Origin of the sequence: Rhizobium sp. IY2 (assembly GCF_047532935.1) — a bacterium.
Taxonomy (GTDB): domain Bacteria; phylum Pseudomonadota; class Alphaproteobacteria; order Rhizobiales; family Rhizobiaceae; genus Rhizobium; species Rhizobium anhuiense.
Map to the genome: position 1 here is coordinate 37,627 of NZ_JBLKNU010000015.1, position 9,571 is coordinate 47,197.

The window sequence follows — 9,571 nt, forward strand, 5'->3', positions numbered from 1 at the left end:
CGGCAATCTCATTCGCTACAAAATGGTCACCGTTTCAGATCGAACATAAGGGAGGCGTTTGCATGACATCAGCAATCATCGAAGTCTTCCCGTGCGGAATGTCCCGACAGTAGGTCATTTCCATTCGCGGCCCGCCTTAAGCGCGCGCCATGCGGTTTCACTTCCCTCACAGCCCAATTTGATCTGACGGGATCAGTTTGTCTCCCGTTTGGGCTGTGCCATCCAACTCTCTATTTTGAGGACCGGCCGCCGAAACGGGGCCGAGCGATTAAAATGACTCGCAAGAAGCTCGATTTCCGCGCCGATGCCTATCGCCATGTGCTCGGCTTTGTTTTCCATCATTGGCGCCATCGGCCTGTCCTGGTCGGCGCGATCATCGTGCTGGTGATTGCAAGCACGCTGGCCGAAGTCATGGTGCCGGTTTTCTCCGGCCGGATCGTCGATGCCATTGCCGGCGGCAATGCGGCGGATGGTGCGCTCAGCGCCTTCGTCATCGTCGTGGCGCTCGGCCTGACCAGCGTGGCGCTGCGCTGGTTCATCTTCAACGGCATCATCCGGCTGACGCTGCGCACCATGGCGGATGTCGTCAATGACGGCTTCCACAAGGTGCAGCGGTTCTCCACCGACTGGCACGCCAACAGCTTTGCCGGGTCGACGGTGCGCAAGATCACCCGCGGCATGTGGGCGCTCGACGCGCTCAACGACCTGCTGCTGGTCGCCCTGCTGCCGTCCATCGTCATGCTGGTCGGCGCCAGCATCGTGCTCGGCAGCTATTGGCCGGTCATGGGCCTGATCGTCGCTGTCGGGTCGCTCGTCTATATCGGCGTGACCGTGGCGCTTTCCATGGGTTTCGTGTCGCCGGCGGCAAGGCTTGCCAATGCCTGGGACACCAAGCTCGGCGGTGCGCTGGCCGATGCCATCAGCTGCAATGCGGTGGTCAAGGCCTTCGGCGCCGAGAGCCGCGAAGAGCGGCGGCTGAGCCATGTGCTCGCCAGATGGGACAGCCGCACGCGGCGGACATGGAAGCGCGGCACATTGAGCGGCACGATCCAGGGCTTCATGATGGTTTCCATGCAGGCCGGCATTTTGGGAACGGGCCTGGTGATGTGGCAAAAGGGGCTGGCGACACCAGGCGACATCACCTTCGTGCTGGCGATGTTCTTCGTTCTGCAAGGCTATCTGCGCAATGTCGGCCAGGACATCCGCAACCTGCAGCGTGCCGTCAACGATATGGAAGAGCTGGTGCTGCTCGACAAGATGCCGCTTGGCATCGAGGACAGGCCGAACGCCACGCCGATCAGGATTGGCGAGGGCGAGATCGTCTTCGATCGCGTCACCTTCCAGTATGGCGCGCATCCCACTCCGCTTTATGAGGACTTTTCGGTCACCATCAAGCCGGGTGAGCGCGTCGGTCTGGTGGGGCATTCGGGCTCGGGCAAGACGACCTTCGTCAAGCTCATCCAGCGCCTCTTCGACGTGAAGTCGGGTGCGATCCGCATCGACGGGCAGGATATAGCAGGGGTCAGGCAATCCAGCCTGCGCGGCCAGATCGCCATCGTGCAGCAGGAGCCCATCCTGTTCCACCGCACGCTGGCGGAAAACATCGCCTATTCCAGGCCGAACGCCTCGCGGCGCGAGATCGAGCAGGCGGCGAAACAGGCGAGCGCCCACGACTTCATCATGGACCTGCCCAAGGGCTATGAGACGATGGTGGGGGAACGCGGCGTCAAACTGTCGGGCGGCGAACGGCAGCGTGTCGCCATTGCCCGGGCCTTCCTGGCCGATGCACCGGTGCTGATCCTGGACGAGGCGACCTCGAGCCTCGACAGCGAAAGCGAAGTGCAGATCCAGCAGGCCATGGAACGGCTGATGCACGGCCGCACCACGCTTGTCATCGCCCACCGGCTGTCGACGGTCAGGGCGCTGGACCGGCTGCTGGTCTTCGACAAGGGCAAGATTGTCGAAGAGGGCGACCATCAGGCGCTGATCCGGCTCAAGGACGGCATCTATCGCCGGCTGTTCGAGCGGCAGGCGCTGGAACTGACCAAGGGCCTGGTGGCCTGAACCGAAACGCCAGGGCGATGCTCTGGCGTTTCCTTTCTGCATTGGCGTCGGCGTGCGCCATCACTGCGCACGCGGGCACTCGACGATCAGCGAAAACCGCCGCTGGCGGCCAAGCGCTCGCCGGTCAGCCAGCGGGCATCGTCGGAAGCGAGGAAGACCGCGACGCCGGCGATATCGTCCGGCTGGCCGGTGCGGCCGAGCGGCGTCTGGGCCACCAAGGTCTGCTCGAAATCCGAGCCGATGACGCCGGCGGTGTGCGTACCTTCGGTCTCCACGATCCCGGGCAGGATGGCGTTGACCCGAATCTTGCGCGGGCCGAGCTCCTTGGCAAGCACGCTGTTGATGCCCTCCACGGCGCCCTTCGTGCCCGTGTAGACCGAAGAGGCCGGCGGCGCCAGGCTGGTGACCACCGACGAGATGTTGATGATGCTGCCGCCCTCGCCGAGATGCTTGGCCGCGGCCTGGGAGGTCAGCAGAACGCCCAGAACATTCACGTCGAAGATGCGCCGATACTGCTCCTCGGTCACCTCTTCGATCGGCGCGAATTCATAGACGCCGGAGTTGTTGACCAGCACGTCGAGCTTGCCGAACTGCTTGACCGCAGCATCGACCAGTCCCTGTGCCTGTTCGGCTTTCGAAACATCGCCCTGGACCGCGATGGCCTTGCCGCCGGCCGCGTGGATCGCCTCAACCACGGCGTCCGCTCCGGCCTTGCTCGAAGCGTAATTCACCACCACCTGTGCACCCTCTGCCGCAAAAGCCTTGGCAATCGCAGCGCCGATCCCTTTGGAGGCGCCGGTGACCACGGCAACCTTTCCCGTGAGCTTAGCCATATCGAATTCCTTTTGACTCGGACGGCCGTCGGGAGTGGCGGCCTTGTTCCGTAGTTCAGAAATTCGGAACTATTGATCTTGATGTCAAGTGCGGCTATATAAAATTTATGCGACCGCTCTTTCACCCAGCATTAGAGGACATCCGGCCCGAAGCGATTCTCTATGCGCTTGCCGATCCGGAGCGCGCCGCAATTTTCGCGCAGCTTGCCGGTGCTGCCTGCGGCAGGACGTGTTCTGCCCTCGCGGAGTTCGGGGAGCGCGTCATCCCGAAGTCGTCGCTGTCGAATCATTTCAAGGTATTGCGGGAGTCGGGGCTGATCGTCAGCGAGCGCCAGGGTGTGGAGATGCTCAATCAAACCCGCTGCGCGGAGCTCGACGAACGCTTCCCGGGCCTGATCAAGGCCATTCTGACCGCTTACGGCCAGTTTCCCGGGCAGTTGAAGGGGCGAACGCCCCCTCAATAGTCGGCATTGCCGCCCGGTCAGAGGACCGAGACGTTCTCAGCCTTGGACTTGCCGGTCTTGCGGTCCTGTCCGACCTCGAAGCTGACCTTATCGCCTTCGCGGAGCGAACCGCCGCGTTGCAGGGCAGAGACGTGAACAAACACATCCTGTCCGCCACCCTCAGGCGTGATGAAGCCGAAGCCCTTGTCGTCGTTGAAGAATTTAACCGTACCCGTTGGCATAAGAGCCTCCTGTTTCGTTCGTCCGGATTGCGAAGCGGACGCTACAGCGCCAGCGCTCGACTATCAATGGCGAGCATGCAGATCACTGCTATCTGGGCTTCAATTGTGCCCATGATTGTGACCGAGAGGGAGCGTCAAAGGACGCAGGCGCTCTAAGCCTTGCCCAGATGCTTCGGCCAGAATTGTTGATGGACGTCGGCGGCTTCGTCTTCGAGGTTCGTCGGGCCAACCACGGTGACGGTGCGCGCGCCGGTTTGCAGCACCGCCCGGCTCGGCACGTTCAACCCGATCCCGGCGATCTCGCCAAGCCGCGTTTCCGAGCAGGCAAACACCATGCGCCCGATGCCCGACCAGTAAATCGCCCCGGAGCACATCGCGCAGGGCTCGGTGCTGGTGTAGAGCGTGCAGTCAGCGAGAAACGCCGTGTCGTAGTGCTGTGCGGCCAGTTTAACCAGGTTCATCTCGGCATGGTTCGTCATATCGTGGCCGGTGAAGACGCTGTTTTCGGCGCGCAGGATGACTTCGCCGTCCTTCACCAGCACCGAGCCAAATGGTTCGTTGCCGCGTTCCATCGCGGATTTCGAGAGCGCGATCGCCTCGCGTAAAAACGGCTCGTGGTTTTCCATCAGGGTCCCCCCGCTAGAGCGAGATGATCTTGTCTTGAATCGGTGGGATTTCCAAGGCCGCAAATCAGATTCAAGTTGGCGATCTCTAGCCACAACCGTCATTTTCTCTCATCTCGTCGCGGCGGCGCTCACGCCGACATGTCCTCGCTCCAGCGGCGTTGCATCTCCTCGGGCGTGACCTGTTCGATGGTTTGCGACAACATCCAGCGATGACCGAAGGGATCAAGCACCTGCGCCACCCGCTCGCCAAAACTCTGGTCGGTCGCCGGGCGCAACATCGTCGCCCCGGCCGACAGCGCCTGCACCAGCGCGGCGTCGGTCGACGCCGTGTCCATGTGGAAGGTCACCGGCGAGCCTCCGACGGTATCGGGAGACAGGGCGCCGAAGTCCGGATATTCGTCCGCCAACATCATCAGCGTCTCTCCGAAACGCAGCTCGGCATGGCCGATCCGCCCGTCCGAGGGATCGGTCATGCGGAAGACTTCCGTGGCGCCGAAAGCCTCCTTGTAGAAGTCGATGGCGCGTGCCGCATCCTTGACGATGAAGTAGGCGCTCACTTTTCGGGCAAAACTCGGCATGGATGATCCTCCTTGACTGGTTTCTTTAATAACGTTACGTATCGTAATGATATGAGTCAAGAGCGCAGTGCAACACCTAGGAAAAGAGGGCGGCCGCCAAGCGCTGCCGCGCAGAGGCGCGCCCTGGAGGCCGCCCATGAAATCCTGATGGCCGAAGGTTTTGGCCGCATGACGATCGAAGCCGTGGCGGCGCGGTCCGGTGTCGGCAAGCCGACGATCTATCGCTCCTGGGCCAACGCGCAGGAACTGGCGATGGCCGCACTTCTGGTCAACCGGCTCCCGGAAGCCGAGGTTGGCGGGGCCACGGCACAGGTGGCTCTCGGCGCGCAGATGAGCGGACTGGTGACGGCCTTTGCGAGCACGCGCGGGCGGCAGATCACCATGGCACTTGCGGCCGCCGATCCGGAAAGCGAATTCACCAAGGCCTTCCGCAATCAGGTGATCCTGTCGAGCCGCAACGCCGGTCGTGTCATCCTGGAGCAGGCTCTGGCTCGCGGAGAGATCGTGGCGCCGCCTGATATGGAGGCGCTGCTCGACATGATCTACGGACCGGTCTTCTTCCGGCTGCTGGTCGGCCATCGCCCGGTCTCGCCGGAGTTCGGCGATGCGATCGTCAGGACTGCGTTGCGGGCCGTTACACCGTCGGGCGCATGAATCCTCACGTCGCCATCGGCGGCGCCGGCATCCCGCCGGCCCGCTGACCGCCGCTACGCAGGCGGCCGATCCCATGGCCTAGCCGCGATCGTCACTCGGTTCGCCGAGGTGGCGCTGGACCCACTTGATCTCTTCCGAGGCGGTGCGCCCGAAATGCCGTTTGAAGTCGCGGCTGAACTGCGCCGGGCTGGCGTAGCCGACCGAAGCCGCGACCTCGGCGATCGTTCTCGTCCGGCGCGCGATCATCAATCTTGCTTCGTGAAGCCGCATCGCTTTGACATATTGCATTGGGCTGTTGCCGGTCAGATCCTTGAAATGGACATGATAGGAGGGAACGCTCATGCCCACCTCTCTTGCCAGATCGGTGACGGCAATCTCCAGGCCATAGTTTTCCCGCAACCAGGCCAGGCTCCGGATGATCTTTCCGGATCTGCCTTTCTGCTGGAGGGCGGCGATCATTGCGCCGCCTTGCGGACCGACCAGGACCCGATAATGCAGTTCGCGCAGAAGGCCGGCGCCAAGCACGGCAATCTCAACGCTGCTGCGTAGCGCCGTCAGCAGGCGCAGCAGGACATCCTCGATATCGCCATCCATCCTGCTCGACACCAGGCTTCTCGGCTCGTCGCCCGGCAGTTCGGCATGCTGTTCCACCTGCAGCGCGATCTCGGCTGCCATCTGCATATCGAACTCGACATAGACCGCCAGCAATGGCCGCTCGGGACTGGCCGTCGACGTCATCCGAAACGGGACAGGCAGCGACACCGCCAGATAATGCTCCTCGTCATAGAGGAAGACCTCGCCTTCGAGCATGCCCTGCTTGCTGCCCTGCAAGACGAAAACCGCGCCGGGCTTATAGAGCACCGGGATGTCGTGGAGCACGGCTTCGGTGCGCAAGATGCGGACGGAATTGAGCGCGGTCGGATTGTATCCGTGACGCGGCGCGAGACTTCCGGCCAGCGCGACCATCTCTCTCCGCTTCGATCGGTCGCGATCGCCAGGCATAGGATTTGGCAACATCTTCAGAGAATCCGCAATCGAAGCACCGGGTTCTTCATACTATTTGTCAAATCCCATCCTCAATCAAGGAATGTTTGCCGATGTCACGAAAGACCTTTTTCATCACCGGATCGAATTCCGGCTTCGGGCTGGCCATCGCGTCTGCGGCTCTTCAGGCCGGCCACAGGGTGATCGGCACCATGCGCTCGCAAGCCTCGCGCACAGCGCTCGCCAAAACCCTGCCTGGCCTGCGGCCGGTCCTCTGCGACGTCACCGCGTTCGGCCGTATCGATGATGTCGTCCGTCAGGCGGAGGAGGAGCATGGGCCCGTCGACGTGCTGATCAACAATGCCGGCTACGGCCATGAGGGCGTGCTCGAGGAGTCGCCGGTCGAAGAGATGCGGCGGCAGTTCGACGTGAACGTGTTCGGCGCCGTCGCCGTTGCCAAGGCATTTCTACCACGGTTTCGCGCGCGACGCCGCGGGTTCATCGTCAACGTCACCTCGATGGGCGGCATGATCACCATGCCCGGCATCGCCTATTATTGCGGCAGCAAATTTGCGCTTCAAGGCATATCGGAGGTGATGCGTGCGGAAATGGCTCCGTTCGGTGTCCATGTGACGACCCTTTGCCCTGGCTCCTTCCGGACGGACTGGGCCGGACGATCGATGGTGCGCACAGCGCGGTCCATCGCCGACTATGATGCCCTTTTCGATCCGATACGCCAGGCGCGACAGGCCGTCAGCGGCAAGCAACTCGGCGACCCCGCCAAACTGGCGGCGGCGGTGCTGGAGCTGGTCGAATCCGATAATCCGCCGCCGCAGCTTCTGCTCGGCAGCGACGCCCTCAGCCACGTGTCGGACAGGATCGCTCGCCTGCAGCAGGAGATCGAGGCGTGGAAATCCCTCACCGTCTCGACCGACGGCTGACGGCAGAGGCTTTGCTTTCCGCTTCAACGCGGGATCATCAGCCAGCTTCAGTGGATGATTTTCCCGGCCGCCTCCAGCTTCCGCCTGAGCGCCTGTTCCTGTTCGAATGTCTTGTGCGGGAAATGTTCCCAACACCACCAGCGCGTCGGCACGGCCGGGGATGGGCTGTGGCCCCAGCCTCCCCATTCCTTGCAGCGTGTGCCGTCGGCAAGCCGGTGCTCGCAATAATGCTCGACGATCTCATTGGCGCCGGGCGCGCTCGAATGGCCTTCAATGCTCATGGCTGCACCATCCTTGATTTCCCGCTCTTGATGCTCTCATAGATCATTTCCAGCCGCCTCGAGGCGACATAGGCGCTGTCCTCGTATCCGGCCGATGGCCAATCCAATCGATGGCTGCCGTCAGCCGCCACGATCCAGAACCAGCGATTATCGATCCCTCCGCCTGCCTGTGACCGGAATATCCTTCCGATCTGGGTATCGCCGTCAAAAGCGACGTAATCGTCGCCGGCTTTCTCCTTCCAGGCGTGCCGCCATTTGTACTTGATTTCTCGGCCACTGACATGTTCCCACGATTTCCATGTGATTTGTTCTGGCATGCGTCGTCCTGTCCTCTCGCGAGGTATCTCTTTGACCGCATCGTTGATGGATGGCTCCCGCCCGAGCCGGTGAATTCAGATCAGCGTCGGTTCCGGATCGGGGTCGATCGGATCGATGATGTCAGCCGTGTCATTCTTGGGCGAACCCACATTGCGGCCGATCGGCCACATGGTCATCAGCTCCGCCGGGAACGGTTTCATCAGGTCGTTCGGGTCAGGCTCCGGCGACAGCCAGCGCTCGTAATCCTCGCGGTGCAGGACGACCGGCATGCGGTCATGGATCTGCGCCATCATCGCATTCGGCTCACAGGTCACGATCGCAAAGTTCCGGATCTCGATGCCGGCAGGATCTTTCCATATCTCCCAGATGCCGGCGAGCGCGAAGGGCGAGCCGTCGGCCATGGCGATCGCATAGGGCTGCTTGTTCTTGCCCGTGCCGAAGATATCCTTCCATTCGAAGAAACCGTTGATCGGCACCAGGCAACGCCGCGATCTGTAAGCCGAGCGGAACAGGCCATTGGTGGCAATGCCCTCGCAGCGCGCATTGATCGGCGGCGGCCGGCCACCCGGCTTCATCCATGCCGGCATCAGCCCCCAGCGCGCCGAGGCGAACACCGGCCCCATGACATCCGGCTCGCGGACCATGTCGCGAATGATGATCGGATAATCCAGCGTCGGCGCGCCGTTATAGCGCGGAAATCGGTTCCCAAGCGCATCGATCGCGCCGCGCTCTGCGAAGGCGAAATTGCGCACCAGTTCCTCAAGCGATGTCTTGATGTAGACGCGGCCGCACATCCAGAACTCCATTCCGCATATTAGATGTTCTGATTATGTTCTGGGTATTCGAGGCGAGTCAAGGCCGGTCGCTACAACCGACGCCGCCAACGCTTTTCGCCCGTATCAAGGCGAAGTCCGTCAAGCTCCGACCAAGGGGATGGAGAAATTCCGCATTTGGCTTGACAGCCTTCCTACTGGAAGGTAGATCAAAAGCCATGAGCAACCTTTTGACGACGTCCGACGAGATCCTGGCTTCCGCCCGCGCACTGATCATGACCGGAGGCTATAACGGCTTCAGCTATGCCGATATCGCTGCCGTCGTCGGGATTCGCAAGGCCAGCATCCATCACCATTTTCCGAGCAAAACCGACCTGGTGCGCACGCTTGTCGTGCGATATCGCGAAGATGCCGAAGCGGGTATCGCCGGCCTCGAGCAGCAGGTGCGGGATCCGCTGGCGCTTCTCCAGTCCTATGCCGGCCACTGGGCCCAGTGCATCGAGGACGCCAGCAGGCCTTTTTGCGTCTGCGCCCTGCTGGCGAGCGAACTGCCGGCGCTGCCGCCGGAGGTCGCGGCCGAGGTCAAGGCGTTTTTCCGCTTTGCTTCGACATGGCTGACCTCGGTGATGGAACGAGGCTTGAAGGACGGGAGCTTGAGACTGTCGAGCGAACCGCGCGTCGAGGCTGAGGCCTTCATGGCCTCCGTCCATGGCGCCATGCTGTCAGCCCGGGCTTATGGGGCTCCGGAGATCTTCGCCACCATTCTGGCGCCCACCTTGCAGCGCCTGTCTCCGACCGCCACTCGATAAGATCTCCGGCGACATAAGCCCGGAG

General features: G+C 62.3%; 13 protein-coding genes. 5 read left to right on the plus strand and 8 right to left on the minus strand.

Annotated elements, in window-relative coordinates:
* Nucleotides 1-273 precede the first annotated feature (273 nt).
* Nucleotides 274-2,064 carry an ABC transporter ATP-binding protein gene (locus ACMUVN_RS30505; protein WP_097542776.1) on the plus strand — a complete coding sequence of 597 codons (1,791 nt, stop codon included), beginning with the start codon at nt 274-276 and terminating at the stop codon, nt 2,062-2,064.
* An 86-nt stretch (nt 2,065-2,150) separates the two neighbouring features.
* On the opposite strand, the gene ACMUVN_RS30510 is transcribed toward ACMUVN_RS30505, so the two are convergent.
* Nucleotides 2,151-2,897, minus strand: a complete 747-nt coding sequence (locus ACMUVN_RS30510) for a glucose 1-dehydrogenase (RefSeq protein WP_047614089.1) — start codon at nt 2,895-2,897, stop codon at nt 2,151-2,153.
* A gap of 107 nt (nt 2,898-3,004) precedes the next feature.
* Between ACMUVN_RS30510 and ACMUVN_RS30515 the strand changes: the two genes are divergently transcribed.
* Nucleotides 3,005-3,361 carry an ArsR/SmtB family transcription factor gene (locus ACMUVN_RS30515; RefSeq protein ID WP_047614087.1) on the plus strand — a complete coding sequence of 119 codons (357 nt, stop codon included), beginning with the start codon at nt 3,005-3,007 and terminating at the stop codon, nt 3,359-3,361.
* 17 nt (nt 3,362-3,378) lie between these two features.
* Here the strand turns inward: ACMUVN_RS30515 and ACMUVN_RS30520 are convergent, their stop codons facing one another.
* The 3 genes from ACMUVN_RS30520 to ACMUVN_RS30530 form a co-directional block, all read right to left on the minus strand.
* Nucleotides 3,379-3,582: a cold-shock protein gene (locus ACMUVN_RS30520; protein ID WP_047614086.1), complete on the minus strand. Its 204-nt coding sequence runs from the start codon at nt 3,580-3,582 to the stop codon at nt 3,379-3,381.
* A gap of 152 nt (nt 3,583-3,734) precedes the next feature.
* Nucleotides 3,735-4,208 carry a nucleoside deaminase gene (locus tag ACMUVN_RS30525; protein WP_414815904.1) on the minus strand — a complete coding sequence of 158 codons (474 nt, stop codon included), beginning with the start codon at nt 4,206-4,208 and terminating at the stop codon, nt 3,735-3,737.
* Between the two features lie 128 nt (nt 4,209-4,336).
* On the minus strand, nt 4,337-4,786 hold the full coding sequence (locus ACMUVN_RS30530) for a VOC family protein (protein ID WP_414815905.1): 450 nt from the start codon (nt 4,784-4,786) through the stop codon (nt 4,337-4,339).
* Nucleotides 4,787-4,837: 51 nt separating this feature from the next.
* On the opposite strand from ACMUVN_RS30530, the gene ACMUVN_RS30535 reads away from it, so the two are divergent.
* Nucleotides 4,838-5,440 (plus strand): TetR/AcrR family transcriptional regulator, encoded by a 603-nt coding sequence (locus ACMUVN_RS30535; RefSeq protein ID WP_414815906.1) that lies wholly within the window; start codon nt 4,838-4,840, stop codon nt 5,438-5,440.
* Between the two features lie 78 nt (nt 5,441-5,518).
* Here ACMUVN_RS30535 and ACMUVN_RS30540 read toward each other — a convergent pair whose 3' ends face one another.
* The gene (locus tag ACMUVN_RS30540; protein ID WP_414815907.1) at nt 5,519-6,457 is read right to left on the minus strand and encodes an AraC family transcriptional regulator N-terminal domain-containing protein; all 939 of its coding nucleotides are present in this window, start codon (nt 6,455-6,457) and stop codon (nt 5,519-5,521) included.
* Between the two features lie 80 nt (nt 6,458-6,537).
* Between ACMUVN_RS30540 and ACMUVN_RS30545 the strand changes: the two genes are divergently transcribed.
* The gene (locus ACMUVN_RS30545) at nt 6,538-7,365 is read left to right on the plus strand and encodes an oxidoreductase (protein WP_414815908.1); all 828 of its coding nucleotides are present in this window, start codon (nt 6,538-6,540) and stop codon (nt 7,363-7,365) included.
* A gap of 47 nt (nt 7,366-7,412) precedes the next feature.
* Here the strand turns inward: ACMUVN_RS30545 and ACMUVN_RS30550 are convergent, their stop codons facing one another.
* From ACMUVN_RS30550 to ACMUVN_RS30560, 3 genes are all read right to left on the minus strand, one after another.
* Nucleotides 7,413-7,646 (minus strand): hypothetical protein, encoded by a 234-nt coding sequence (locus ACMUVN_RS30550; RefSeq protein ID WP_063476550.1) that lies wholly within the window; start codon nt 7,644-7,646, stop codon nt 7,413-7,415.
* The gene (locus ACMUVN_RS30555) at nt 7,643-7,963 is read right to left on the minus strand and encodes a hypothetical protein (RefSeq protein WP_047614077.1); all 321 of its coding nucleotides are present in this window, start codon (nt 7,961-7,963) and stop codon (nt 7,643-7,645) included. Before ACMUVN_RS30555 ends, ACMUVN_RS30550 begins: the two co-directional genes overlap by 4 nt.
* 75 nt (nt 7,964-8,038) lie before the next feature.
* A complete protein-coding gene (locus ACMUVN_RS30560) occupies nt 8,039-8,758 on the minus strand; it encodes an SOS response-associated peptidase (RefSeq protein WP_047614460.1) in 720 nt (239 codons plus the stop codon).
* Between the two features lie 197 nt (nt 8,759-8,955).
* Between ACMUVN_RS30560 and ACMUVN_RS30565 the strand changes: the two genes are divergently transcribed.
* Nucleotides 8,956-9,546, plus strand: coding sequence for a TetR/AcrR family transcriptional regulator (locus ACMUVN_RS30565; protein WP_414815909.1), 591 nt, complete (start codon nt 8,956-8,958; stop codon nt 9,544-9,546).
* Nucleotides 9,547-9,571: the final 25 nt, after the last annotated feature.

Excerpts from the sequence above, each read along its gene's own strand:
- ACMUVN_RS30505 (WP_097542776.1), top strand. The coding sequence starts at position 274 with ATGACTCGCAAGAAGCTCGATTTCCGCGCCGATGCCTATCGCCATGTG.
- ACMUVN_RS30510 (WP_047614089.1), bottom strand. The coding sequence starts at position 2,897 with ATGGCTAAGCTCACGGGAAAGGTTGCCGTGGTCACCGGCGCCTCCAAA.
- ACMUVN_RS30515 (WP_047614087.1), top strand. The coding sequence starts at position 3,005 with ATGCGACCGCTCTTTCACCCAGCATTAGAGGACATCCGGCCCGAAGCG.
- ACMUVN_RS30520 (WP_047614086.1), bottom strand. The coding sequence starts at position 3,582 with ATGCCAACGGGTACGGTTAAATTCTTCAACGACGACAAGGGCTTCGGC.
- ACMUVN_RS30525 (WP_414815904.1), bottom strand. The coding sequence starts at position 4,208 with ATGGAAAACCACGAGCCGTTTTTACGCGAGGCGATCGCGCTCTCGAAA.
- ACMUVN_RS30530 (WP_414815905.1), bottom strand. The coding sequence starts at position 4,786 with ATGCCGAGTTTTGCCCGAAAAGTGAGCGCCTACTTCATCGTCAAGGAT.
- ACMUVN_RS30535 (WP_414815906.1), top strand. The coding sequence starts at position 4,838 with ATGAGTCAAGAGCGCAGTGCAACACCTAGGAAAAGAGGGCGGCCGCCA.
- ACMUVN_RS30540 (WP_414815907.1), bottom strand. The coding sequence starts at position 6,457 with ATGTTGCCAAATCCTATGCCTGGCGATCGCGACCGATCGAAGCGGAGA.
- ACMUVN_RS30545 (WP_414815908.1), top strand. The coding sequence starts at position 6,538 with ATGTCACGAAAGACCTTTTTCATCACCGGATCGAATTCCGGCTTCGGG.
- ACMUVN_RS30550 (WP_063476550.1), bottom strand. The coding sequence starts at position 7,646 with ATGAGCATTGAAGGCCATTCGAGCGCGCCCGGCGCCAATGAGATCGTC.
- ACMUVN_RS30555 (WP_047614077.1), bottom strand. The coding sequence starts at position 7,963 with ATGCCAGAACAAATCACATGGAAATCGTGGGAACATGTCAGTGGCCGA.
- ACMUVN_RS30560 (WP_047614460.1), bottom strand. The coding sequence starts at position 8,758 with ATGTGCGGCCGCGTCTACATCAAGACATCGCTTGAGGAACTGGTGCGC.
- ACMUVN_RS30565 (WP_414815909.1), top strand. The coding sequence starts at position 8,956 with ATGAGCAACCTTTTGACGACGTCCGACGAGATCCTGGCTTCCGCCCGC.